Below are 24,430 nucleotides of genomic sequence, written 5' to 3'. Positions count from 1 at the left end.
GCCCTGCCTCGTGATGATTTGCGGCGCGTGACTAGCACGCACTGGATGCGTTGAAAAGACGGGGCAGCCCCGGATTCACTCGCCTGTGTTCTTTGCCTTGTGCTTGCGCAACCGGCTGGGGGTGTGGAACTTGCGTTCCTTCCACGGGTTCTCATTCGCCTGACTGCGGAAGAACAGGCGGATGGGGGTGCCCGGCATATCAAAATGATCCCGCAACCCATTGACCAGATAGCGCTTGTAGCTTTCTGGCAATTCATCTGGGCGCGAACATTTGATGACAAAGCCTGGCGGGCGTGTTTTGGCCTGGGTGATATAGCGCAGCTTGATGCGGTGCCCCCCGGGGGCTGGCGGCGGATGGGCCTCGGTCATCGCGCCCAGCCAGGTGTTCAGCTTGGCGGTCGAGATCCGGCGGTTCCACACATCATGCGCCCGGCGGATGGCGTCATGCAGCCGGTCAAGGCCCCGCCCCGTTTTGGCCGAAACCGTCACCAACGGCGCGCCGCGCAACTGCGGCAGCAGGCGATCGAACATTTCCTTCAGTTCGGCCAGCTTTTCCTGCTTTTCGTCCTCAAGATCCCATTTGTTCACGGCCACCACCACGGCGCGGCCTTCGGTTTCGGCAAAATCGGCGATCCGCAGATCCTGCGTCTCGAACGGAATCTCGACATCCAGCAGCACCACGACCACTTCGGCAAAGCGCACTGCCCGCAGACCATCGGCCACTGACAGCTTTTCCAGCTTTTCCGTGACCTTGGCCTTTTTGCGCATCCCGGCCGTATCAAAGATGCGCACCGGAGTGCCCATCCAATCGCTGCGCACCGAAATGGCATCGCGGGTGATCCCCGCTTCGGGCCCGGTCAGCAGGCGATCTTCGCCCAGAATTTTGTTGATCAGGGTCGATTTGCCCGCATTCGGGCGACCAATCACGGCAATCTGCAACGGCTTTTTTGCGGTTGGCAGATGCGCAGTTTCATCAGGCTCGGCCTCGGCCTCTTCTTCCGAGATGTCTTGATCAACCAAAGGCGCGTTCAACGCCTCACGCTCGGCAAATTCGCCCTCAAGCGGTTTCAGCACATGGTAAAGATCGTCGATCCCTTCCCCATGCTCGGCCGACAGGCGCAAAGGCTCGCCCAAGCCCAGGCTCCACGCCTCTAGCGCCCCATCTTCACCGGCACGCCCCTCGGCCTTGTTCACGCCCAGGATCACCCGCGCCGCCTTTTTGCGCAGGATCTCGGCGAAAACCTGATCCGTCGGCGTCACGCCAACACGCCCGTCGATCAGAAACAGGCAGATATCGGCCATATCGACCGCGCGTTCGGTCAATCGCCGCATCCGGCCCTGAAGACTGTCGTCTGTCACTTCTTCCAGACCGGCAGTGTCGATCACGGTAAAGCGCATGTCGAATATCTTGGCATCGCCTTCGCGCAGATCGCGCGTCACACCCGGCTGGTCATCGACCAACGCCAGCTTGCGCCCGACAAGTCGGTTGAACAAGGTCGATTTGCCCACATTCGGGCGGCCAACGATGGCTAGGGTAAAACTCATGGCCGTGGAATGCCTGCTTTTGTCCGGGTCACTGTCAAGCCGCCCCCTTTACAGGGGATTGCCGTCAACGGAAAGCGTGAAGTTGCCCGCTGGCCGAAACGACATAGAGAACACCCCCCGCCAAGGCCGGGGCAGCAGCAGCACCGCCTGGGATCTCAATGGTTTGAACCATCGCCCCATTGGTCGCGTTGAACAGCCGCAGCAGCCCATCAGACGACACCACCGCAATACGCCCGCCCGCCAGAACCGGCCCGTAATGGGCATGAATGGCCTTGTGCCGCTTGGGCTTGTCCTTGACGAAATAGGGCATCTCGGCAGACCAGATCACCGCGCCGGTTGCCGCATCAAGACGCACCAAACGCGCCTCGTCATTGACGACGAAAACAGACCCCCCAACAACAAGCGGCGGGTTCAGCGCGCCTTCGACGGCAGTCCAGACCCGCGCGCCGGTGCCCGCATCAATCGCCGCCGTGCGGCCCGCAGCGGTGCCGGCATAAATCGTGCCCCCCACAACAACGGGGTCACCGGTCACATCGGTCAGGCCCTGATAGCCCCGGCCCGGCCGCTGCCCTGTCACGGGGGCAGACCAGACACGGGTGCCGTTCAACCGCAACGCCGCCAGCAATTCACCGCTGGCAAAGGGGAACACCACATTGCGCCCAACGATCGCGGGCGATGCCGACGCCATCACCGAGGCCGTGCTGGAGGCGCCAGCAATCGTCCACTTGACCAGACCGTTTTTGGCATCAACCGCAAAACCTGCACCATCGCGGGTGGAAACATAAACCGTGCCGCCGTCAACCGTGGGGGCACCCGCCACGGGGCTGTCCAGCCGTTGCCGCCACAACAATTTGCCAGTGCTCGGCTCGATCGCCACCAACTCGCCATAGGCTGTTGCGGCGAACAGGGCGCCCTCGCCAAAGGCCAGACCACCGCCCGACAAATCACCACCGCGGTCAAACTTGGCCGTCAGATCAGCCTTCCAAAGGGTGGCCCCATTGTTGCCTGTGGCCACCACCAAGGACTTGCTGTCGATGGTAAAAATGCGCCCGCCCGACACGACCGGCGAGGCGGCCACACGATTCTTGCGGCTGCTGCCGGTGCCGATATTGGCCGACCAGATCCGCTGCGGCGTGGCCGACAATTGCCCGTGGGGCGAGGTATGTTGCACATTGCCGCCGCGATGCGTCCATTCGGCATTGGCCGAAGCTGCGGGCAGCGCAATGGCGACCGACTGGTTTTCCGGCCGGTCGGGCGGGGCCACCGGGGCGGGTTCCCCTTCGGCGCGGACCGAAGCTTGCAGATCGGCGCGCACGGGAAACCGTTCGCCCTGCAAGATCAACTCACGCTCGCACCCGATCAGGAACAGGGTCGAGGCCAAGGCCGTGATCCCCAAGTTCAGCTTAGACTTTGCCACCCGTGTCACCCCAAACGCCCTTCATCTCGCCACTTTCACAACGGCCCAGACCGCCGTCAAGCGGTCTTAGCCCTCGTTTTGCACAGCCGCGGGCTGCGGATCGCCGCCCAGAACCGTGATCATTTGCCCGACACGCCCCCGCAACGAAACAGGCGCCTGCTGGTCTTCGGTCAGTGCTGTCAGCACCGCCAAGGCCTCATCTGCTTTGCCTTCTTCCAGCAAAAGATAGGCCTCTTGCTCCAGCGCCAATGGGCGGAAGGCCCGGCCTGCCGCAGAAATACCCGCAAGTGCCGCACGACGATCCGCCACCGGCATGTCCGCCCCGGCAAGGATCACCCGGCGCAAGGTGGCCAGATCACGATAGGCCTGCGGCTGGGAACTGTCCGCCTCAAGCTTGGCCAGGGCTTGCAAGGTTTGCTCGCGGTTTTCATCCGGGTCGCTGGCCAGGATCAGATCAAGAACCGCCCTTTGGCTGGCATCGGCCGGAATCGCCGTCAGGGCGGCGCGGCGTTCGTCCGGGCCACCCAGATCCAGCGCATCCAACAGCGCATCGCCAAAGGCTTCGGCCCGCATTTCGGCGCGTGATTTCGACCATTCGTTATATGCCGTGCCACCGACAACACCGGCCACCAGCAAAACACCGATCCAGCCGTATTTGCGGAACAGGCCAAACAGGCGGTCACGGCGGACCTCTTCGGTCACCTCGTCGATGAAACTTTCAGGGTTGCTCACGTTACTTGCGCTTTCACTTGCGGGCCAAAGTTCCGCCCATAACCGAGTTTCGCCCGGTCACCGACAGGGCCGACTTGCGCACTGTCTTACACGCAAGCACAAGCGCTTGCCAAGCCCTGCCCCAAAGGCTCTGACAGCAGGGCCCGGATTTGCGCTGACTTGCAGACACCCATGATGCGGCCTAAGTTTCAAAGGGCTAAAGTTTTGGGTCGGGCAAACCGGACCGAAAAATGGTCACGAGGACATCATGCGCATCCTGCCCCCGATCACGGCACTTGCCGTCGCCACTGCCCTTTACCTAGCCGTGTTCGAGCGTGACCGCCTGTTCGCCCCCGAAGCCGCAGATGATGCCGCGGTATCGTCGCCCGAGGACGCGCCCCTGCCGGAAAACCCGCCGATTTCGGTTGTGGCGATGGATTCGGTCGCCGTGGCCGTGCCGAATGCCGTCGTGGCGCGGGGCCGAACCGAGGCCGCGCGGCAGGTCACCGTGCAATCGGAAACCAGCGGGCTGATCGTGTCGCCGCCCTTGCGCAGGGGCAGTTTCGTTGCCGAAGGGCAGGTTCTGTGCCGCCTTGATCCCGGCACCCGCGCGGCACAGGCCGCCGAGGCCCAAGCCCGCCTGTCCGAAGCGCGCGCGCGCCTGACACAGGCCCAGAACGATTTCGACACCGCCAGCCAATTGACCGAAGGCGGCTTTGCCAGCGAAACGCGGCGCATCTCGGCCATGGCCGCGCTAGAGGCGGCGCGGGCAGGCCTGCAAGCTGCCGAAGCCGCCGTTGCCGTCGCCGCGACCGAGATCGACCGCCTGACGCTGACGGCCCCGTTTCAGGGCCTGCTGGAAACCGATACCGCCGAACTGGGCGCGTTGCTGCAACCCGGCGGCGCTTGCGCCACCATCATTCAACTGGATCCGATCAAGATCGTGGGCTTTTTGCCCGAAACCGAGGTGGACCGCGTCAGCGTGGGCGCCATGGCCGGGGCGCGGCTGATCACGGGGCGCGAGATTGCCGGGCGCGTGACCTTTCTTTCGCGGTCATCTGATCCCGCAACGCGGACGTTTCGTGTGGAAATCACCGTTGAAAACGCCGATTTGTCCATCCGCGACGGGCAAACGGCCGAAATCCTGATCGCCTCTGAAGGGGCGATGGCCCATCTGGTGCCCGCTTCGGCGCTGACGCTGGATGACAGCGGCGCCTTGGGCCTGCGGCTGGTGGGCGATGACAACCGCGCGCTGTTCGCCCCGGTCAGCGTGCTGCGCGACACCGTGGCCGGCGTCTATGTGACCGGCCTGCCCGAGCAGGCCCGGATCATCACCCTGGGGCAAGAATATGTGCGCGATGGCACGCAGGTGATCGTCAGCGCCGCGCCAGCCCCCATGGCGTCAGGGGCCGGGCAATGACCGGCCTGATCGATTGGGCCGCCGCGCGCGCCCGCTATGTGGTGGCGCTGATCATCATGTCGGTGCTGGCGGGCGTCACGGCCTATGTCAGCCTGCCAAAAGAGGGCGAACCCGATATCGACATTCCCGCCCTGTTTGTCTCGGTGCCGTTTCCGGGCATCTCGGCCATCGACAGCGAAAAGCTGCTGGTTCAGGTGATGGAGCAAGAGCTGTCGGGCCTTGACGGGTTGAAAACCATGTCCGGCACGGCGGCAGAAAACTATGGCGGCGTGGCGCTGGAATTCGAATTTGGCTGGGACAAGGCCGAAACCATCGCCGATGTGCGCGACCGGATGAACACGGCCGAGGCCAAGTTTCCATCCGGGGCCGACAAATACTCGATCAACGAAATCAACTTCAGCGAATTTCCCATTCTGGTCATCACCCTGTCGGGCAATGTGCCCGAACGCACGCTGTTGCGCACGGCCAAAGACCTGCAAAAGCGCATCACCAGCCTGGAACCGGTGCTGAAGGCCGAACTGGCGGGCCATCGTGACGAGATGCTGGAGGTGATGATCGACCCGCTGCGGCTGGAGGCCTATAACGTCACCGCGGGCGAACTGATCACCGTTGTCACCCGCAACAACCAGTTGATCGCGGCCGGAGAGGTGGAAACCCCCACAGGGGCCTTTGCCGTCAAGGTGCCCTCCAGCTTTTCCAGCGCAGCCGATATCTATGCCCTGCCCATCAAGGTGAATGGCGACCGGGTGATCACGCTGGGCGATCTGGCCGAAATCCGGCTGACATTCGAAGATGCAACCGGCACCGCGCGGTTCAATGGCGAAACCACGGTTGCCATTCAGGTGGTCAAGCGCAAGGGCTTTAACCTGATCGACGCCACCAAACTGGTGCGCCGCGTGGTGGATGAGGAAGTGGCCAAATGGCCCGAGCCGCTGCGCAACGGCATCAGCGTATCGGCGTCCCTGGATCAATCGACCAATGTCGAAGGCATGGTGAAACAACTTGAAGGCTCGGTCCTGACGGCGATTGCCTTGGTGATGGTGGTGGTGCTGGCAACCTTGGGCACAAGGTCGGCACTGCTGGTGGGGTTTGCGATACCAACCACATTCTTGCTGACCTTTGCCTTTTTCGCGGCCCTTGGCTTTACCGTGTCGAATATCGTGATGTTCGGCCTGATCCTGGCGGTTGGCATGTTGGTCGACAGTGCCATCGTGGTTGTCGAATATGCCGACAAGCGGATCGAGGAAGGCAGCGGCCCGATGTCGGCCTATACCGAGGCCGCCAAACGCATGTTTTGGCCCATCATCAGTTCCACCGCGACCACGCTTTGCGCCTTTCTGCCCATGCTGTTCTGGCCCGGTGTGGCGGGTGAGTTCATGGGGATGCTGCCCATCACGCTGATCTTCGTGCTGACGGCTGCATTGCTGGTGGCCTTGTTGTATCTGCCGGTGATGGGCGGGGTGGCGGGGCGGCTGTCGCGGCGGTTGGGGTATATCGCCCAGGGCCTGCGCCCCCTGCCCCTGTGGCTGCGTCTGGTCTTTGTGCCGCTGTCTCTGGCGGTGCTGTTTGGCGGCGTGGCGCTGATGCTGGGCTTGCGCGGCGCGTCGGGCCTTGTGCCGGGGGTGGCGGTGACAGCCCTTGGCGGGTTCCTCGCCTCGATCAGTCTTGAGGCCGCCAAGCCACAGCGCCGCGCGCCGGTCACCGCAGGCTATCGCCACACGGCCTTTGGCTGGGTGATCCGGGCGCTGACGGGCAATCCGGTGATGCCCCTGGTCACCATCGCCGCTGTGGTCGCCACGGTGGTGACGGTCTTTGGCTATTACGCAGAAAATGCCAAAGGCGTGGAATTCTTTGTCGATACCGAACCCGAACAGGCGATCATCTATGTGCGGGCGCGTGGCAATCTGTCACTGACCGAAAAAGACGCCCTGCTGCGCCAAGCCGAGGCGCTGATCGTGGGCGAGCCGGGCATCGCCTCGACCTTTTCCTTTGCCGGATCGGGTGGGCTGAATGCCAATACCGGCGGCGCGCAGGCCCCGCTGGATTCGGTGGGCCAGATTCAACTGGAACTTGCCCCGTGGGAGCAGCGTGAAGGCAAACCCGACCTGCTGGGCGATACGATCATCGAACGGGTCACGCAAAAGCTGCGCCAGTTGCCGGGGCTAGAGATCGAAGTGCTGTCGCAAGAGGGCGGCCCGGCCTCGGGCAAGCCGATTCAGCTGCGCCTGTCGGGCGACGATTTCACCCAGCTTGACCTTGGCGTTCAGGCCGTGCGGGCGCAAATGGCGGGCATGGCCGGGATCATCGGGGTGGAAGATACCCGCCCCCTGCCCGGCATCGATTGGGAAATTCGCGTGGATGTCGCCAGTGCAGGCCGCTTTGGCGCCGATGTCGCCACTGTGGGCGGCATGGTGCAACTGGTGACCCGCGGGGTGCTGCTGGATACGATGCGCGTTGACACATCGGATGAAGAAATCGAAATCCGCGTGCGCCTGCCCGAAGCTGATCGGGTGCTCTCGACCCTTGACAGTTTGAAGGTGCGCACTGAATCGGGCCTTGTGCCCCTGTCAAACTTTGTCACCCGCACCCCGGTGGCCAAGCTGGGCCGGATTGACCGGGTGGATGAGGCCCGGGTGTACACCGTGCGCGCCGATGTGGCCGAGGGCCAGAGCCGCGACGACGGCGTGCCAATCACCGCGACCGAGCGGATCGAGCAATTGACAGAATGGCTGAACACCAACCCGCTGCCATCGGGCGTCAGCTGGGCCTTTACCGGCGATCAGGAAGATCAGGCGGAATCGGGCGCCTTTCTGGCGCAGGCCTTTGCCGGGGCCTTGGGGTTGATGTTCATCATCCTGCTGGCACAGTTCAACTCGGTCTATAACGCGGTTCTGGTGCTGTTGGCGGTGGCGCTGTCCACAACGGGCGTGCTGATCGGAATGCTGGTGATGGACCAGACCTTTTCCATCATCATGACGGGCACCGGTGTGGTGGCCTTGGCGGGCATCGTGGTGAACAACAACATCATCCTGATCGACACCTATCAGGAATTCAGCCGCTATATGCCAAAGCTGGAGGCGGTGGCCCGCACCGCCGAACAGCGCCTGCGGCCGGTATTGTTGACCACGATCACCACCATGGCGGGCCTTGCGCCCATGATGTTCGGCCTGTCGGTCGATTTTCTGGGCGGCGGCTACACCGTCGATGCGCCATCAGCCCTGTGGTGGAAACAACTGGCAACCGCCGTGGTCTTTGGCCTTGGCATCGCCACAGTGCTGACACTGGTGCTGACCCCGGCCCTATTGGCGCTGCGGATCTGGTTCTGGGCCGGGGCCTATCGCAGCATGGCGGTGCTGTCGGCGCTGACCCATGGCAAGCAAAGCACTGCGGCGCGCGATCTGGCGCTGGAACGCGCCGCCAGCCAGATCACCGGCCCACTGATCCAGTGGGACGACACATCGCGGTAGACCAGGCGGCGTTCAGGCCGCCTCTTCCTCTTCCTCTGCCGATTGGCGTGCCCACATCGCGGCATAGCGCCCCCCCTTGGCCAGCAAATCGTCATGCGTGCCCCGCTCGACGATGGTGCCAGCCTCTAGCACGATGATCTGATCGGCATCGGCAATCGTCGACAGACGGTGCGCAATGGTGATCACGCTGCGGCCCTCGCCCATGCGCAGCAGGCTTTCCTGAATGTCCCGCTCGGTCTGGGTGTCCAGCGCGCTGGTCGCCTCATCCAGAATCAGGATCGGCGGGTTCTTCAACAGCGTGCGCGCAATCCCCACCCGCTGCTTTTCCCCCCCCGACAGTTTCAATCCGCGTTCACCCACCGTGGTGTCATAGCCTTCGGGCAGCGACAGGATGAAATCGTGAATGCGGGCGGCCTTGGCGGCGGCCTCTACCTCTTTCCGGCTGGCCTCGGGGCGGCCATAGGCGATGTTGTAATAGATCGTATCGTTGAACAGCACCGTGTCTTGCGGCACCACGCCGATCTGCCCATGGATCGAGGTTTGGGTGACATCGCGCAGATCCTGCCCGTCGATGCGGATCGCCCCGCCTGTCACATCATAAAACCGGAACAACAGCCGCGCGATGGTTGATTTGCCCGATCCCGAAGGCCCCACCAACGCGATGCGCTGACCGGGGGCCACCGTAAAGCTGATGCCTTTCAGAATGGGGCGCGTCGGGTCGTAATCAAAGCGCACGTCATCAAACCGCACTTCGCCGCCCTTGACCACCAGGTCAGGCGCACCCGGCGTGTCCACCACTTCGGCAGGTTGGCCCAACAGGCCAAACATCTCGCCCATATCCGTCAGCGCCTGCCGGATTTCGCGATACACCGTGCCCAGAAAGTTCAGCGGCATGGTGATCTGGATCATATAGGCGTTGACCATGACGAAATCGCCCACCGTCAGCGTGCCCGCCTGCACCCCGCGCGCGGCCATCACCATCACGATCACAAGGCCCGAAGTGATCAAGAGCGACTGGCCAAAGTTCAGAAACGCCAGCGACAAACCGGTTTTGACAGCTGCTTTTTCGTATTGCTGCATGGCACCGTCATAGCGCCGGGCTTCCATGCTTTCGGCATTGAAATATTTGACAGTTTCAAAGTTCAGCAGGCTGTCGATGGCCTTTTGGTTGGCATCCGTGTCCTGCGCATTCATCTCGCGCCGGATTTGCACCCGCCATTCGGTGACCTTGAAGGTAAAGGTCACATAAAGCGAAATCACCACCACCACGACCGCCGAATAGGCCGGGCCAAAGACCAGCGCAAAGATGATCGAGACCATGGTCAGTTCCAGGATCAGCGGCCCGATCGACAACAGCATGAAGCGCAGCAGGAAATCGACACCTTTGACCCCGCGTTCAATGATCCGGCTTAACCCCCCCGTTTTGCGCGTGATGTGATAGCGCAGCGAAAGGCGGTGAATATGGGTGAAGGTCTCCAGCGCCAATTGCCGCAAGGCCCGCTGGCCCACCCGCACAAAAACCGCGTCGCGCAATTCCTGAAAGCCCACGGTCATCAGACGCGCAAGCCCGTAAGCAATCGTCAGCCCCACCGCAGACAGCCCCAACAGCGTGGCCGCATCCGGCGCATCGCCTGCCAGACTATCGACGGCTTGCTTGTAAAGAAACGGCGTCGAGACCGAGATGATCTTGGCCAAGACAAGCATCGACAGCGAGATCACCACCCGCCGTTTGACCCAAGGCTTGTCGGCGGGCCAAAGATAGGGGATCACGCGGGTGATGGTTTGCACGCCGGTGGCGGGTTTTTCAGTCTGGGATGTCATCAGGGCCTCACTTCACCGACATTCCTAGGCGGATTGTGCCGCGATGACCAGAGGCCGAAACGACACTTGCCCTGTGCCACAGGCGCGCGCCCGACATCTGCTAGGGCCGAGGCAGTTCAAACACTTGGCCCGGATAGATCAGATCGGGATCGCCGATCTTGTCCTTGTTGGCCTCAAACACCTGCACATAAAGCACACCGTCGCCATAGGTATCGCGCGCGATGCGCCACAGCGAAAAACCGGGCTGCACGGTGATCGACACTGTTTGCGGCACTGCGCCGGGCACGGCCTCAGCCGCTGGCTCGGCCAAGGTGGGGGCTGGTGTTGCCGCGCCCGGCGTCGCCGCAACCGGCTGGGGTGCGGCGGGCGGGGGCGGGTTGGTCGCCACGCGCCCCGGTTCGGGTGCTGCGGTGATCTCAGCGGGCACAGATGCCCCTTCCGCCGCGGTGTCGCCCGCCACTTCGGCCAAGGCAGGGGCCGTGTCTGGTGTGGGCGCAGCCGGCTCGGCGCGGGCTGGGGCGTCCCCTTCGGTTGGTTCCGGGGGGGCGGCGGCGGCTTTTGCCTTAGGCTGGGTCAAGGCGGCCAAAGCCTCGGGTGTTTCGCGTTTGAACGGGGTTTCAAACCGCGCCGTCACCTTGCCGGTGTCATCAATCTGATCGGCGCGCAGGGTATAGACGCCCGGCACGATACCACCCAACAGGGTCTGCCAACTGGCATCGGGCAGAACCGGGGCCTCGGCGACCTGTTGGTTATCCAGGTAAAGCCGAACCACCTGCCCCGGCCCGCCCGTTCCCGAAAGCTGCACCTGATCGTCGGGCGTATAGGCAATGGCCGCAATCGTCAGCGCCGCAGGGCTGCCTGCAGCGGCCCCGGTTGCATCAGCGACGACCTTTGCACCGGCGTCTGTCACCAGAACGGCCGTCGGCACCTCTGGCTGTGGCGCAGGGGCGGCCTGATCTTGCTTAGCGACTTGCGGGGACTCAGGGTCTTGCGGGGCCTCAGACGGCCGGGCCGCGGCCAGCACCGGGCCCGGATTGGGCGCCAGGGCAATGGCCTCGGGCGCGGCCAAAGCGGTGCCATCGGGCAGAACGGCCCGCAGCGTCAGAAGGCTGGGTTGGTCATTCGGGGCCAGATTGAACAGGATCACATAATCCCCGGCTGGGGTCGCCGTGCCAAAGGCCACATCGGCCCCATCCAGCAGAACCGAAATCTGTGCCACGGCCACAGCACGCCCCGAAATCAGACCTGCGCCATCCGCCTCGACCCGCCAATTGTCGATGGTCAGGCGCGGCAGATCAGCGCGTTCGTCCACCTGTGGCGCAGGTTCCGCCGGGGCCGAGACCAAAGCCGCAGGCTGCCCCGGATCGCCACTACGCAAAAAGAAACTGGCCAAAACAGCCAGCCCAAGCCCCCCAAGCACCACGACCGCTGCCTTGGCAACGCCCCCCTTAGCGTTTCCAGACGCCATTCCCATCCCCGTTCCTGACAGGCTTGTCCGGCTCTCACCGCTGCCCAGTTCCCCTTGCATAGGAACCCCCAATCCCAGACAAAGGCAACTGAAAACAGCCGGAGAACCCCATGTCAGCCCTTCGATCTGTCTGCGTTTTTTGTGGCTCGCGCCACGGTGCCCGCCCCAGTTATGCCGATGCCGCCCGCCAGACGGGCGAGATGATTGCGCGTAACGGCTGGCGGCTGGTCTATGGTGCCGGAGATGTCGGGCTGATGGGCGAAGTGGCCCGCGCGACCCAAGTCGCAGGCGGTGCCACTATGGGCATAATCCCCATTCACCTGATGAACCGCGAAGTCGGCAAACGCGATCTGACCCAGCTTGTGGTGACCGAGGACATGCACGAACGCAAAAAGGTGATGTTCATGAATTCAGACGCCATTGTGGTGCTGCCCGGTGGGGCTGGCAGTCTGGATGAATTCTTTGAAGTGCTGACCTGGCGCCAGATCGGGCTGCACCAGAAGCCTATTTTTCTATTGAATACAGATGGATACTGGGAAAACCTGACAGCGCTTCTAAAGCATGTGGTCGCCGAAGGCTTTGCCGATCACAGCCTGCTGGATCACAGCCGCCTGATCGACAGCCCCGCGCAGCTGGAAACCGCCCTGACGGCGGCCTTTGGCTAGGCACAGGCACGAAAAAGGCCCGCGCGACCGATCGCACGGGCCTGATCTGATCTGCCAATAGCCTTAAAGCTTGGCTGCCACGGCTTCCCAATTCACCAGCTTTTCTAGGAAGTTGGTCAGATAGGCGGGGCGCTTGTTGCGGAAGTCGATGTAGTAGGAATGTTCCCACACATCGCAGCCCAGCAGTGCGGTCTGACCAAAGCACAGCGGGTTCACGCCATTCTCGGTCTTGGTCACCTTCAGCGAGCCGTCCTTATCCTTGACCAGCCATGCCCAGCCCGACCCGAACTGGCCCGCGCCAGCGGCCGCGAAATCTTCCTTGAACTTGGCGACAGACCCAAAGGCCTCGACCAGCGCCTTTTCCAATGCGCCCGGCATCTTCTTGTCTTCGCCCGGCCCCATCACTTCCCAGAACAGGTTGTGGTTCCAGTGCTGGCTGGCATTGTTGAAAATGCCGTTCTGCGCCACAGCACCCGCCTGATAGGTGCCAGCGACGATCTCTTCCAGCGATTTCGACTCCCACTCGGTGCCGGCAATCAGCTTGTTGCCGTTATCGACATAGGCCTTGTGGTGCAGGTCGTGGTGATATTCGAGGGTTTCCTTCGACATCCCCAGCGATGCCAGCGCATCACGGGCATAGGGCAGATCGGGAAGGGTAAAAGCCATTTGGTATCCTTTCTCGGCTGTATCGGGTTGCCGCAGATAGTTCGGTTTATCGCGGCAAGGTCAAGGGTTCATGGGATCAAACTCACATCCACCCCGACGGTTCCCTATAGCATGGGCTTTGTCAGCTCGACTTCAACCCCATCGCGCAGGGCCGTGTAAAAACAACTGCGCCGGTTGGTGTGACAGGCTGGCCCCTCTTGGCGCACAACGGCCAACAGGCAATCGCGGTCGCAATCAACCCGCAGATCGACCAGATGCTGCACATGGCCCGAGGTTTCGCCCTTGATCCAGAACTGGCGACGCGAGCGCGACCAATAGGTCACACGCCCCGTTTCCAGCGTTTTGGCCACCGCTTGGGCATTCATCCAAGCCATCATCAGCACCTCGCCCGACCCTTCTTGTTGCGCGATGCAGGGGATCAGGCCGTTTTCGTCATACTTTAGGCTTGCCGGATCAAATGACATCGGGCTTCTCCTTGGCGGACCGCGTTTTGGGGTTTATCTAAGCAACAGCGAAAGGAAAAGCCCGTGAGCGACAGCGATCTGATCAAACTCTATTCCGGCCGCATCCTGGAACTGGCGGCTGACATTCCGCATCTGGGCCGGTTGGCCAGCCCGCAGGCCAGCGTGCGCAAACGCTCGCCCCTGTGCGGGTCGTCTGTCACCGTTGATCTGCAGATGGCCGAGGGCAAGGTTGTGGCCTTTGCGCAGGATGTTAAGGCCTGTGCCTTGGGCCAAGCCGCCGCTGCCGTGCTGGGGGGCGCCGTGCTGGGGCGCACCGCGCCCGAACTGGCCATGGCCCGCGATGCGCTGAAAGCCATGCTGAAAGAAAACGGCCCGGTGCCCGCCGCCCCGTTTGACGGGTTTGAGGTTTTGCTGCCCGCGCGTGACTACAAGAACCGCCACGCCTCGATCTTGCTGGCGGTCGAGGCCGCAGCCGAAGCGGCGGCAGCAGCGCAGGCCAGCAAGACCGCCTGACCAAAAAAAACGCCGCACGTCACAGGACGGCGGCGCAAGTGGCGTGTCTGGGCGCAGGACAGGCGGCATCACATGCAGGGCATGGGGACAGATGCGGCAAAGCGCCGGAAATCAGACCGCAGGCAGTCAGAAACTCAGAACAGCGAACAGGCCCAGAAACAGGGCCGTCACCCCGGCCAGATCTTCCATCAGCATCCCGCGCGACTTGGCGACGATCTCTTTGGCTTGGGCAATCATGGCATCCTCCATATCCGTGTTGCCTAATTGTTCTCACAACCCAACGGGGCTTGTAAAGAACTTTTTAAGAACATTTCGGAACGTTTGATGAATCACCCCACACCGATCAGACGGATCGCCCGATCCTGATCCAACAGCCACAACAGCACCCGCGCCGCCGTGCCCCGCGGCCCGGTCAGGCCCGGGTCGATCTGCAACAGCGCCCGCGCATCCGATTGTGCCACCGCCATCAGCCCCGCCTGCCGTTCCAGATCAGCCACGCGAAAGCGCGGCAGGCCCGATTGCGCTGTGCCGATCAGATCACCCGCCCCCCGCATCGACAGATCTTCTTCGGCAATCCTGAAACCGTCTTCGCTGTCGCGGATGGTTTTCAGCCGCCGTTCGCCCGTTTCTGACAGCGGCGCCTGATACAGCAACAGGCAGGTCGACTCGGCCGATCCCCGCCCCACCCGGCCCCGCAACTGGTGCAACTGAGCCAGCCCGAAAATCTCGGCCCGCTCGATGACCATGATGCTGGCATTGGGCACGTTCACCCCCACCTCGATCACCGTGGTTGCCACCAGAACCCGTGTCTCGCCGCGCACGAAGCGGGCCATGGCGGCGTCTTTTTCCGCTGGGGGCATCTGCCCATGCACAAGGCCCACGCCATCCCCAAAAGCCGCCCTAAGCTGGGCAAACCGCGCCTCGGCACTGGCGTAATCCACCACTTCCGAATCCTCGACCAAAGGGCAAACCCAATAAGCCTGCCGCCCATCCGCCACAGCCCGGTGCAGATGGGCCACCACCTCATCCATCCGGCTGGTGGCGATCAGCGCCGTCTTGATCGGTTTGCGCCCAGCCGGTTTTTCATCCAGCACCGACACATCCATGTCACCATAGCTGGCCAGCGCAAGGCTGCGCGGAATGGGCGTGGCCGTCATCACCAGCACATCCACCGCCCGGCCCTTGGCCCCCAGTTCCATCCTTTGCGCCACGCCAAAGCGGTGCTGTTCATCCACCACCGCCAGCCGCAGATCGTGAAACACGACATCCTTTTGAAACACCGCATGGGTGCCCACCAGAATGCCCGTTTCGCCCTGGTGCAGCGCGCGCAGCTTGGCCGCCCGCTCGCCCCCCTTGTCGCGCCCGGTCAGCAAGACCAGCGACACCCCCGCTGCAGCCGCCAGCGGGGCCAGGCCGTCATAATGCTGGCGGGCCAGAATTTCGGTGGGGGCCATCATCACACCCTGCCCGCCCGCCTCGACCGCCGTCAGCAGCGCCATAAAGGCCACCAGCGTCTTGCCCGAGCCGACATCGCCCTGCAACAACCGGTTCATCCGCTGCGACTGCGCCATATCGGCGGCAATCTCGGCAATCGCGCGGCTTTGCGCGCCTGTCGGCTCATAGGGCAGGCTTTTCAGCACCTTGGCGCTCAGAACCCCCGTGCCGACACTGGCCAGCCCCTTTTGCCGCCGAGCCGAGGCCCGGGCCAGGGACAGCGTCAGTTGATGGGCAAACAGCTCATCATAGGCCAGCCGTGCACGCGCAGGGTCGGTCGGTGCCAGCTGTGCCGCGCCGGCAGGGTTGTGCACCGCCCGCACCGCCGCCGCCCAATCGGGCCAGCCTTCCCGCGCCTTCTGGCCCGGATCGATCCATTCCGGCACATCGGGCAGCCGCGCCAAAGCCGCCTGAACCGCTTTGGCCACCAGCTTTTGCGTGATGCCCGCCGTCAGCGGATACACCGGCTCATAGGGGGGCAATTCACCCGCATCTTCAGGGCGCAGAACATGGTCGGGATGCACCATCTGGGCAATCCCGTCGAACATCTCGATCTTGCCAGAAACGATGCGCCGCTGCCCCGTTGGCAAAAGACGCTGCAAATAATCAGCGCGGGCATGGAAGAACACCAAGGCCCAATCCAATTGCGCATCGCGCACCATCACCCGATAGGGGCCGCCCTTGCGCCGGGGCGGGAAATGCACCCCCACCTCAACCTCTATCGTCACCGTCACCGGCGGCACCACCTCGCGGACAGATTCCTTACGCCCCCGGTCAACCCCCGAATGTGGCAGCAAAAACAGCAGATCCCTGGGCCGCTCGACACCCAAACCTTCAAAAGCACGGGCTGATTTCGGCCCCACCCCCTCCAGCGTCTCCAGATCGGCGAACAGAGGGTAAAGGACTTCGGGCCTGCTCATGCCGGGCCGATCAGGGCCAGCCAGCCCTCCTCGTCCAGCACCTCGATCCCCAGCCGCGCAGCGTCCTTGATCTTGGAGCCGGCCCCCGGCCCCGCAACCAGCAGATCCGTCTTGGCACTGACACTTCCCGACACCTTGGCCCCCAAAGCCTCGGCCCGCGCCTTGGCCTCGGCCCGCGTCATCTTCTCCAGCGTGCCGGTAAAGACGACCGTCTTGCCCGCCACCGGGCTGTCGGTCGCGGCCTTCCACACCACCGGCTGCACCTGCAACTGCGCCACCAATGCATCAATCGCCGCGCGTTCCTGTTCATTGGCAAAGGCGGCCACCAAGCTGCTGGCCATGGTCTTGCCCACCCCATCAATCGCCAGCAGACTGTCCCAGGCGGCATTGCCCTCCTCGGCTTGGGTAACCGCAGCCTCAAACGCGGCCCATGTGCTGAAATGCCTGGCCAACACCTGCGCCGCCACTTCGCCGACATGGCGGATGCCAAGGGCAAAAATCAACCGATCCAGCGGAATGTTCCGCTTGGCCTCGATCGCCGCAAACAACTTGGCGACTGACGTTTCACCAAAGCCATCCCTGTTTTTCAGCCTTTTCAGACCATTAGCAGCGTCTCTTGATGCGATGGTGAAAATGTCAGCCGGGGTTTTCACCGCCAGATCAGGGTCGTGAAAAAACATCTCAACCTGCTTTGCGCCCAGACCTTCGATGTCAAAGGCATTGCGGCTGACAAAATGCTTCAACCGTTCAACCGCCTGCGCCGGGCAGATCAACCCGCCCGTGCACCGGCGCACGGAATCGCCTTCCTCACGCATGGCAGGGCTGCCGCATTCTGGGCAAACCGTTGGAAATTCATAGGCTTGCGCGTCACTCTTGCGAAAACTGATATCCACATCCGCCACCTTGGGGATCACATCGCCGGCGCGGTAAACCTGCACCCGATCCCCAATGCGAATATCTTTGCCACCGCGGATCTCGGCCCCCTTGCTGTCCCGCCCCGCGATGTAATCTTCGTTGTGCAAAGTGGCATTGCTGACCACCACCCCGCCCACCGTCACCGGTGCCAGACGCGCCACCGGCGACAAAGCCCCCGTGCGCCCCACCTGAATGTCGATACCCAAAAGATCGGTCCAGGCCAGTTCGGCCGGGAATTTATGCGCAATCGCCCAACGCGGCGTGGTCGAGCGAAACCCAAGCCGCGCCTGCAAGGCCAGATCGTTCACCTTGTAAACCACGCCATCAATATCATAGCCAAGGCTTGGCCGCAGACTTTCGATCTTGCGATACTGCGCGATCAGGCTGGCCGGGCCATCACACAAGGCCGTCAACGGATTGGTTTGAAAGCCCATTTCCGCCAAACGCCCAATCGCGCCCAGTTGCGTCTCTGCCAGCGGGGCCGACAGATCGCCCCAGCTATAGGCGAAAAAGCGCAAGGGCCGCGCGGCCGTGATGCGGGCGTCAAGCTGACGCAATGACCCGGCGGCGGCGTTGCGCGGGTTGGCAAAGGTCTTGCCGCCCCGGCTGGCCTGACGGGTGTTCAACGCCGCAAAATCGGCGTGCGACATGTAAACTTCGCCACGCACCTCTAGCACCTCGGGCGCCTGTCGCAAGTGCTGTGGAATATCGGCAATCGTGCGGGCGTTTTCGGTCACATTTTCACCGGTTTCGCCATCGCCGCGCGTCGCTGCCTGCACCAATTGCCCAAATTCATAGCGCAAGGACAGCGAAAGACCATCAATCTTTGGTTCAGCTGTGAACCGCAGGTCACCGGAATAATTCAGATATTTCCGAATCCGATCCACGAAATCGGTCACATCCTCGGGGTAAAAGGCGTTTTCAAGGCTTAGCATCCGCACCCGATGCGTGACCTTGCCAAAACCATCCGCCACCGCCGCGCCCACCTGATCACTGGGGCTGTCGGCCCGTTTCAGATGCGGAAACCGCGCCTCAATCAGCGCGTTTCGCTGCTTGAGGGCGTCAAAATCGGCATCCGACAGCTTTGGCGCATCTTGCGTATGATAGGCGATGTTCGCCTCGGCAATGGCCTCAGCCAGCCGGGCAAGCTCCTCTCGCGCCGCATCTTCCGACAAAAGCTCTACCGCTGTCGCCTTCATTCCCTACTCCCGTCTTTGCCCCAAGGTTTAGGGGGCCATCCGGGTAAGGTAAAGGTTCAAGCCGTCGCGGCCATCTTCCGATCACGGGCACTTGGGTCGCGCAGCACATATCCCCGCCCCCAGACGGTTTCGATGTAATTCTGCCCCCCGGTCGCCTCGGCCAGTTTTTTGCGCAGCTTGCAGATAAAGACATCAATGATCTTCAACTCTGGCTCATCCATCCCACCATAAAGGTGGTTCAGGAACATCTCTTTGGTCAGGGTGGTTCCCTTGCGCAAAGACAGCAGTTCCAGCATCTGATACTCCTTGCCGGTCAGATGCACAGACTTGCCATCCACATCCACCGTCTTGGCATCCAGATTCACATTCACCGTGCCGGTGCGAATCACCGATTGGCTGTGCCCCTTGGACCGCCGGATGATCGCATGGATGCGCGCGACCAGTTCTTCACGGTGGAAAGGTTTGGTCATGTAGTCATCCGCACCAAAGCCAAAGCCTTTCAGCTTGCTTTCGGTATCATCATCCCCGGAAAGGATCAGAATGGGCGTTTCAACGCGGGCCTTGCGCAATTGCCGCAGAACATCATGGCCCGACATATCGGGCAGGTTCAGATCCAGCAGGATCAGATCATAATCATACAGCTTGGCCAGATCGACCCCGTCTTCGCCCAGATCCGTGCAATACACATTCAGGTTGGCATGGGTCAGCATCAGTTCGATGCTGCGCGATGTCGTGGGGTCATCTTCGATCAAAAGGATGCGCATAAATCTCTCTCCAGGAATACAGGTGCGTTAACGAGATTGAATGTGATTGGTTAACGCGAAGTTACTCTGCCAGAGGCTGCGCAATAATCAACTTAAAGTTGTCTATATTTCTGAATTAAAGTGACTTTCAGGGCAGCGTCGCCATGCTTCTCAACGGCCTGCCGCCACAAGGAAAACTCTTCTTGAGACAGCGCATAGCGTTCAAGCGCCTCGGCTTCGGTGATCAAGCCATAGACCACGGCTTTCACAACAACGGCCTTTCGGCTGGCCACCCAGCGGCGGGTCTTGGGGTCGGGCAGATCGGCCCGACTTAGGATGGTTCCATCCGGCAGGGTGATCTGCCGAGGGCCATCGACACGTTTCAGATACATTGCGGGCTCAGTCCTCTTCCCTTGCCGTGCGCCCATGGTTCACCATCAGGCTTAAGCACTGGTGAAGCGGATGTGACTTCGGGGGTTGAGAGTAGCGCGCATTTTCTTATATTCCCCTTAATCCCGGAAAGGCTTTGTTATGCTTGATCACCCGCTGAATTCGCTGGGGCTGCCAAAGCCCCCATCCGCCACGCGGGTTGTCGTGGCCATGTCGGGGGGGGTCGACAGTTCGGTCGTGGCCGCGATGCTGGCCGAAGAGGGCTATGACGTGGTCGGCGTCACCCTGCAGCTTTACGATCATGGGGCCGCACTGGCCAAGAAGGGCGCCTGTTGTGCGGGCCGCGATATTCACGATGCGCGGCGGGTGGCCGAGACGATGGGCTTTCCGCATTACGTTCTCGATTATGAAAATACCTTCCGTGAGGCGGTGATCGAGGAGTTTGCCGACGCCTATCTTGCCGGTGCAACGCCGGTGCCCTGCATTCGCTGCAATGAGAGGGTGAAGTTCAAGGATCTGCTGGCCACCGCCCGCGATCTGGATGCCGATTGCATGGCGACGGGGCATTATATCCAGCGCAAGCTGGGGGTGGCGGGGCCAGAGTTGCATTCGGCAGCGGATGCGAACCGGGATCAGAGTTACTTCCTGTTTTCCACCACACCAGAACAGCTGGATTACCTGCGCTTCCCCTTGGGGCATCTGGCCAGCAAGGCCGAGACGCGGGCCCTGGCGGCCAAATATGGGTTGCCGGTGGCCGACAAGCCGGACAGTCAGGACATCTGTTTCGTTCCGAACGGAAACTATGCGGCGGTGATTGAAAAGCTGCGGCCCGGCGCGGCAGATCCGGGTGAGATCGTTGATCTGGACGGCAACGTGCTGGGCCAGCATCGCGGGGTCATTCACTACACGATCGGGCAGCGCAAGGGGCTGGGGATCGGGGGGTTGGGTGATCCGCTGTATGTGGTGCGGCTGGACCCAGAGACGCGGCGGGTGATCGTGGGGCCGAAAGAGTCGCTTGCCACGCGGATCATTCCGGTGCGCGAGATCAACTGGCTGGGGGACGCGCCGTTTGACAGCCGGGCTGAGTGGCATCTGAACGTCAAGGTGCGCTCGACCCGGCCGCCGCGGCCTGCGGTAATCCGGCCGCTGTCAGCCACCGAAGCCGAGGTGGAGTTGCTGGACCCCGAGGACGGGGTGTCGGCGGGGCAGGCTTGTGTCTTTTATGCGCCCGAAGGCGGACGGATCTTTGGGGGCGGATGGATCTGGCGGGGGCGGTGATCGGGTGTCTCTGCCAGAGACAGCCCGACGCCCCACAAAGATCAAAGGCTTAGCCAGCCACATCCACCAAAAACCTAACCGATCACGCCGCGCGCAAGGCATCATGGGCCAGTTGCGCGGCCATGGTGGGCAGGGTCAGACGGCGGGTGATAAAGGCCACGCGGTCTGGCGTGTAATAGCCCGGCGCATCCAGCAGATTAAGTGTCGTGCCGATCTGGCCGCGCAGGATGACCGGCATGTTCACCACCGAGCCAAGGCCCATCGAGCCGATCAGCTGATGGTCGGGAAACACCTCGGCAATCTCGGCCAGCGCATTGGCGACAAAGCAGTGCCGCCCCACCAGAACGATGTCGTTCCAGCGGCTTGGCTCGACGATCTTGATGCCCGACACCGGATATTCGACCGGATGGCTGGAATAGCTGCGGCGGGCAAGACGGCCCTGATCTTCGACCGATGTCACGGTGACCAACTGCGCGCCAACCGTGTCGCACACCAACTGGTGCAGGGCGGCAAGTGGGGCGATGGGGTCGGTGGCGGCGGCAAGGGCGGCGGTGAACCGGCTGAAGGCATCGTCTTGCATGGCCACTCTCTCCTATAGATGGGCAAGAACCGAGCGGGCGGCACGCAGGCCGGGGGCCTCGCCCCCCTTGCCCAGACGCTGCATCGTCAGGCGCATGGCCTGCGCCTGCGCGCCCGGCCCCTGTTGCAGCAGCGCCAAGAGCTGCGGCGCGATCAGATCGGCGCGGCAGCGCTCGCCGATGAATTCGGGCACGGCGCGGGTGTCGGACACCAGATTGACCAGTGTCACCGTATCAATCAGCGCAGCCCGCCGCATCAGCCACAGCGTCAGCGGATGCATGTCATAGGCGATGACCATGGGGCAATCATTGGCCGCCAGTTCAAGGCTGACCGTGCCCGAGGCGGCAATGGCCACATCCGCCGCCGCAAAGGCCGCGCGCTTTTCGGTGGGATCGTGGATGATCTGCGGGGAAATGGCCCAGTCTTGCGTGAGCTCTGCCACCAGACCGGCCACCCCGCGCACCGTGGGCAGGGCCACGCGGGCCGTGGGATGGGCGGCCTTGATCTGGTCCATCACCTGCCCCAGCACCGGGGCCAGGCGCGTCACCTCGCCCCGACGAGAGCCCGGCAGCGCCAGGATCAGCGGGCCGGGGCCAGCCATCATTGCGCGTTCGTCAGGCGTGGCAAGCGGTTCGGCCACGACCGGATGGCCGACGAAATCGCAACTCATGCCGGCGGCAGTCATATAGGGCGGCTCGAACGGCAGCAGGGCCAGTACATGATCAATGACGCGGGCCATTTTCGCCGCGCGACCGGGGCGCCAGGCCCAGACCGAAGGCGCGACGTAATGAATGGTCTTAAGGCCCGGTTGGGCAGCTTTGACAAGCCCCGCAACGCGCAGGCAGAAATCCGGGCTGTCGATGGTGATCAGCGCATCGGGCGATGCGTCACGCACGGCGGCGGCGGTTTCGCGGATGCGGCGTTTGAGATGCAGATATTTCGGCAGCACCTCGGCAATGCCCATGACCGACAGTTCCTCCATCGGGAACAGGCTGGTCAGACCCTGGGCCTGCATCAAGGGGCCGCCCACGCCCTGAAAGCGCAGGTCGGGGGCAAGGCTTTTCAAACCGGCCATCAGGGCCGCGCCAAGGCGGTCGCCCGAGGGTTCTCCGGCAATCAGGAAAAAGGTCAGCGCGCCCACAGGAACAGCCCGGCCCGTTCGGCGGCCGCAATCATCGCGGGGCGGTCAAGGCAGATCACATGGCCCGCCTGCCAAGCGATGCCGCCAAGGCCCGCGCGGGCCACGGCGGCCACCGTGGCGGGGCCAAGGGTGGGCAGGTCAATGCGCAGATCTTGCCCCGGCTTGGCGGCCTTGTAGAACAAGCCGCGCCCGCGGCCCGGATCAGGCCGCAGAGCGGCGGGCAGATCAGCCACCTGCGCCAGCATGGCATCGGTGCCGGGCAGCGCCTCGGTCGCAAGGCACAGACCCTGGGCCACGACGCAGCCCTGCCCCACATCGACCGCGCCCAAGGCCTGTGTGATCACCGCTGCACGGTCCGCGTCTTTTTCATCCTGATCGGTCAGGGCGCCCGTCAGCAGCCCGGCGGCGGGCACCAGATCGGGGGCGATGTCGGCGGTGCCGGTGATGGCAAAGCCAGCCTCTTCAAACAGGGCGATGACGGCGCGCAGGGTGGCATCATCGCCGGCCTGCATCGCGGCAAAGAGCCGTGGCACCAGTTGCGCCGTGGCCGGGTCGAACAGCGCGGGGTCAAGGCGCGGGCGTTGCACTGCCCCGGCAAAGGTAACGGTGTTGACCCCGGCCTGTTCCAGCGCGGCGAAAAACGGCACAAGCCGTTCGACGCGAAAGGTCATGTCCGGCGTCAGGCCCTGCGGGGCATAGCCATCCAGCGCGCAGATCAGCGGCCGATCAAGGCAAGGGGCCAAGGCGGCGGGCAAGGCCCCTGCCCCGGCGATGATCGCGACGCGGGTCGTTTCGGGGGTCACTTCGGGGGTCATTTCGGGGTCAGAAAGCTGCGGTCGCTGGCGGCCAGGATGAAATCGGTGATTTCGCGCACATGCGGGCTTTCGGTTTCATCTGACAGTTTGCGGGCACGGTCGAGGAAATTGCCCTCTCCCTGGGCCAGCATCTGATAGGCGGCGCGCAGGGCGGTGATTTCCGACCGCTCGACGCCGCGGCGTTTCAGGCCGACAAGGTTAAGGCCGTCAAGTTCGCCGCGCGGGGCCTGAACAAGGCCAAAGGGGATCACATCATTGGTAACCATGGTGACAGCGCCGATGATGGCGCCGCGCCCGATGCGCACCCATTGATGCACGCCCGACAGGCCCCCGACGATGACATCATCGCCCAAATGGCAATGGCCCGCGATGGCGACCTGATTGACAAGAATGACGCGGTTGCCGATCTGGGCATCATGGCCGACATGGGCGCCAGTCATGATCAGGCAATCGTCGCCGACACGGGTGATGCCGCCACCGCCTTCGGTGCCGGTGTTCAGCGTGGCGCCTTCGCGGATGCGGCAGCGGGCGCCGACGATCAGGCGGGTGTGTTCGCCCTTGAATTTCAGATCCTGCGGCACCTCGCCCACAGTGGCGAAGGGAAAGATCTCGGTCTCGTCGCCGATCTGGGTCCAGCCGGTGACGACGGCGTGGGATTTCACCGTGACGGCCCGGCCAAGGGTGACTTCGGGGCCGATGATGCTGAACGGGCCGATGACGCAATCGGGGCCGATGGTGGCGCCAGGTTCGACAATGGCCGAGGCGTGGATATGGGCAGAGGGGGCAATGGCGGCCATGG

Annotated in this window: 20 protein-coding genes; 5 read left to right on the top strand and 15 right to left on the bottom strand. The window is 62.9% G+C overall.

The features are described from left to right. Positions 1–75: 75 nt before the first annotated feature. The 3 genes from der to V3C85_RS10325 all read right to left on the bottom strand — a co-directional run bounded on the left by der (position 76) and on the right by V3C85_RS10325 (position 3,694). Positions 76–1,545, bottom strand: coding sequence for a ribosome biogenesis GTPase Der (gene der / locus V3C85_RS10335; protein WP_331795000.1), 1,470 nt, complete (start codon positions 1,543–1,545; stop codon positions 76–78). Positions 1,546–1,609: 64 nt separating this feature from the next. After that, positions 1,610–2,971: a PQQ-like beta-propeller repeat protein gene (locus V3C85_RS10330; protein ID WP_331794999.1), complete on the bottom strand. Its 1,362-nt coding sequence runs from the start codon at positions 2,969–2,971 to the stop codon at positions 1,610–1,612. A 57-nt stretch (positions 2,972–3,028) separates the two neighbouring features. Then, complete coding sequence (locus V3C85_RS10325) at positions 3,029–3,694, bottom strand: hypothetical protein (RefSeq protein WP_331794998.1); 666 nt, start codon at positions 3,692–3,694, stop codon at positions 3,029–3,031. A gap of 247 nt (positions 3,695–3,941) precedes the next feature. Between V3C85_RS10325 and V3C85_RS10320 the strand changes: the two genes are divergently transcribed. Both V3C85_RS10320 and V3C85_RS10315 read left to right on the top strand, forming a co-directional pair. After that, the gene (locus V3C85_RS10320; protein WP_331794997.1) at positions 3,942–5,093 is read left to right on the top strand and encodes an efflux RND transporter periplasmic adaptor subunit; all 1,152 of its coding nucleotides are present in this window, start codon (positions 3,942–3,944) and stop codon (positions 5,091–5,093) included. Then, entirely contained in the window at positions 5,090–8,560 is a 3,471-nt protein-coding gene (locus V3C85_RS10315; protein WP_331794996.1) for an efflux RND transporter permease subunit, read from the top strand. Before V3C85_RS10320 ends, V3C85_RS10315 begins: the two co-directional genes overlap by 4 nt. Positions 8,561–8,572: 12 nt before the next feature. Here the strand turns inward: V3C85_RS10315 and V3C85_RS10310 are convergent, their stop codons facing one another. Together V3C85_RS10310 and V3C85_RS10305 are read right to left on the bottom strand one after the other, a co-directional pair. Further along, positions 8,573–10,381, bottom strand: coding sequence for an ABCB family ABC transporter ATP-binding protein/permease (locus tag V3C85_RS10310; protein WP_331794995.1), 1,809 nt, complete (start codon positions 10,379–10,381; stop codon positions 8,573–8,575). A gap of 100 nt (positions 10,382–10,481) precedes the next feature. Next, a complete protein-coding gene (locus V3C85_RS10305) occupies positions 10,482–11,849 on the bottom strand; it encodes a LysM peptidoglycan-binding domain-containing protein (protein WP_331794994.1) in 1,368 nt (455 codons plus the stop codon). Between the two features lie 110 nt (positions 11,850–11,959). On the opposite strand from V3C85_RS10305, the gene V3C85_RS10300 reads away from it, so the two are divergent. Continuing rightward, complete coding sequence (locus V3C85_RS10300) at positions 11,960–12,514, top strand: LOG family protein (protein WP_331794993.1); 555 nt, start codon at positions 11,960–11,962, stop codon at positions 12,512–12,514. A gap of 63 nt (positions 12,515–12,577) precedes the next feature. Here V3C85_RS10300 and V3C85_RS10295 read toward each other — a convergent pair whose 3' ends face one another. Further along, the gene (locus V3C85_RS10295) at positions 12,578–13,180 is read right to left on the bottom strand and encodes a superoxide dismutase (RefSeq protein WP_331794992.1); all 603 of its coding nucleotides are present in this window, start codon (positions 13,178–13,180) and stop codon (positions 12,578–12,580) included. Positions 13,181–13,284: 104 nt separating this feature from the next. Next, complete coding sequence (gene hisI, locus V3C85_RS10290) at positions 13,285–13,644, bottom strand: phosphoribosyl-AMP cyclohydrolase (protein ID WP_331794991.1); 360 nt, start codon at positions 13,642–13,644, stop codon at positions 13,285–13,287. A gap of 63 nt (positions 13,645–13,707) precedes the next feature. Here hisI and V3C85_RS10285 point away from each other — a divergent pair, with 63 nt between their 5' ends. Continuing rightward, a complete protein-coding gene (locus V3C85_RS10285) occupies positions 13,708–14,157 on the top strand; it encodes an iron-sulfur cluster assembly scaffold protein (RefSeq protein WP_331794990.1) in 450 nt (149 codons plus the stop codon). A 329-nt stretch (positions 14,158–14,486) separates the two neighbouring features. Here V3C85_RS10285 and recG read toward each other — a convergent pair whose 3' ends face one another. The 4 genes from recG to sciP form a co-directional block, all read right to left on the bottom strand. Beyond that, positions 14,487–16,571, bottom strand: coding sequence for an ATP-dependent DNA helicase RecG (gene recG / locus V3C85_RS10280; protein ID WP_331794989.1), 2,085 nt, complete (start codon positions 16,569–16,571; stop codon positions 14,487–14,489). After that, positions 16,568–18,685 carry an NAD-dependent DNA ligase LigA gene (ligA, locus tag V3C85_RS10275; RefSeq protein ID WP_331794988.1) on the bottom strand — a complete coding sequence of 706 codons (2,118 nt, stop codon included), beginning with the start codon at positions 18,683–18,685 and terminating at the stop codon, positions 16,568–16,570. The genes recG and ligA overlap by 4 nt, the downstream gene beginning before the upstream one ends. 56 nt (positions 18,686–18,741) lie before the next feature. Continuing rightward, entirely contained in the window at positions 18,742–19,449 is a 708-nt protein-coding gene (gene ctrA, locus V3C85_RS10270; protein ID WP_331794987.1) for a response regulator transcription factor CtrA, read from the bottom strand. A gap of 92 nt (positions 19,450–19,541) precedes the next feature. Beyond that, positions 19,542–19,820 (bottom strand): CtrA inhibitor SciP, encoded by a 279-nt coding sequence (sciP, locus tag V3C85_RS10265; RefSeq protein ID WP_331794986.1) that lies wholly within the window; start codon positions 19,818–19,820, stop codon positions 19,542–19,544. A gap of 139 nt (positions 19,821–19,959) precedes the next feature. Here sciP and mnmA point away from each other — a divergent pair, with 139 nt between their 5' ends. Further along, the gene (mnmA, locus tag V3C85_RS10260; protein WP_331794985.1) at positions 19,960–21,096 is read left to right on the top strand and encodes a tRNA 2-thiouridine(34) synthase MnmA; all 1,137 of its coding nucleotides are present in this window, start codon (positions 19,960–19,962) and stop codon (positions 21,094–21,096) included. An 82-nt stretch (positions 21,097–21,178) separates the two neighbouring features. Here the strand turns inward: mnmA and V3C85_RS10255 are convergent, their stop codons facing one another. Genes V3C85_RS10255 through lpxA form a run of 4 tightly spaced genes read right to left on the bottom strand, consistent with a single transcriptional unit; the run spans position 21,179 to position 24,428 of the window. Continuing rightward, complete coding sequence (locus tag V3C85_RS10255; RefSeq protein ID WP_331794984.1) at positions 21,179–21,676, bottom strand: GAF domain-containing protein; 498 nt, start codon at positions 21,674–21,676, stop codon at positions 21,179–21,181. A gap of 12 nt (positions 21,677–21,688) precedes the next feature. Beyond that, positions 21,689–22,807, bottom strand: coding sequence for a lipid-A-disaccharide synthase (gene lpxB / locus V3C85_RS10250; protein WP_331795279.1), 1,119 nt, complete (start codon positions 22,805–22,807; stop codon positions 21,689–21,691). Then, positions 22,804–23,631 (bottom strand): LpxI family protein, encoded by an 828-nt coding sequence (locus V3C85_RS10245; RefSeq protein WP_331794983.1) that lies wholly within the window; start codon positions 23,629–23,631, stop codon positions 22,804–22,806. Before V3C85_RS10245 ends, lpxB begins: the two co-directional genes overlap by 4 nt. Continuing rightward, complete coding sequence (gene lpxA / locus V3C85_RS10240; protein WP_331794982.1) at positions 23,628–24,428, bottom strand: acyl-ACP--UDP-N-acetylglucosamine O-acyltransferase; 801 nt, start codon at positions 24,426–24,428, stop codon at positions 23,628–23,630. The genes V3C85_RS10245 and lpxA overlap by 4 nt, the downstream gene beginning before the upstream one ends. Positions 24,429–24,430: the final 2 nt, after the last annotated feature.

Source organism: Pseudotabrizicola sp. L79 (assembly GCF_036553525.1).
GTDB lineage: Bacteria > Pseudomonadota > Alphaproteobacteria > Rhodobacterales > Rhodobacteraceae > Pseudotabrizicola.
This window is presented reverse-complemented; position numbering and strand designations above follow the sequence as displayed.

Excerpts from the sequence above, each read along its gene's own strand:
- der (WP_331795000.1), bottom strand. The coding sequence starts at position 1,545 with ATGAGTTTTACCCTAGCCATCGTTGGCCGCCCGAATGTGGGCAAATCG.
- V3C85_RS10320 (WP_331794997.1), top strand. The coding sequence starts at position 3,942 with ATGCGCATCCTGCCCCCGATCACGGCACTTGCCGTCGCCACTGCCCTT.
- V3C85_RS10315 (WP_331794996.1), top strand. The coding sequence starts at position 5,090 with ATGACCGGCCTGATCGATTGGGCCGCCGCGCGCGCCCGCTATGTGGTG.
- V3C85_RS10310 (WP_331794995.1), bottom strand. The coding sequence starts at position 10,381 with ATGACATCCCAGACTGAAAAACCCGCCACCGGCGTGCAAACCATCACC.
- V3C85_RS10305 (WP_331794994.1), bottom strand. The coding sequence starts at position 11,849 with ATGGCGTCTGGAAACGCTAAGGGGGGCGTTGCCAAGGCAGCGGTCGTG.
- V3C85_RS10300 (WP_331794993.1), top strand. The coding sequence starts at position 11,960 with ATGTCAGCCCTTCGATCTGTCTGCGTTTTTTGTGGCTCGCGCCACGGT.
- V3C85_RS10295 (WP_331794992.1), bottom strand. The coding sequence starts at position 13,180 with ATGGCTTTTACCCTTCCCGATCTGCCCTATGCCCGTGATGCGCTGGCA.
- hisI (WP_331794991.1), bottom strand. The coding sequence starts at position 13,644 with ATGTCATTTGATCCGGCAAGCCTAAAGTATGACGAAAACGGCCTGATC.
- recG (WP_331794989.1), bottom strand. The coding sequence starts at position 16,571 with ATGAGCAGGCCCGAAGTCCTTTACCCTCTGTTCGCCGATCTGGAGACG.
- ligA (WP_331794988.1), bottom strand. The coding sequence starts at position 18,685 with ATGAAGGCGACAGCGGTAGAGCTTTTGTCGGAAGATGCGGCGCGAGAG.
- ctrA (WP_331794987.1), bottom strand. The coding sequence starts at position 19,449 with ATGCGCATCCTTTTGATCGAAGATGACCCCACGACATCGCGCAGCATC.
- sciP (WP_331794986.1), bottom strand. The coding sequence starts at position 19,820 with ATGTATCTGAAACGTGTCGATGGCCCTCGGCAGATCACCCTGCCGGAT.
- mnmA (WP_331794985.1), top strand. The coding sequence starts at position 19,960 with ATGCTTGATCACCCGCTGAATTCGCTGGGGCTGCCAAAGCCCCCATCC.
- V3C85_RS10255 (WP_331794984.1), bottom strand. The coding sequence starts at position 21,676 with ATGCAAGACGATGCCTTCAGCCGGTTCACCGCCGCCCTTGCCGCCGCC.
- V3C85_RS10245 (WP_331794983.1), bottom strand. The coding sequence starts at position 23,631 with ATGACCCCCGAAGTGACCCCCGAAACGACCCGCGTCGCGATCATCGCC.
- lpxA (WP_331794982.1), bottom strand. The coding sequence starts at position 24,428 with ATGGCCGCCATTGCCCCCTCTGCCCATATCCACGCCTCGGCCATTGTC.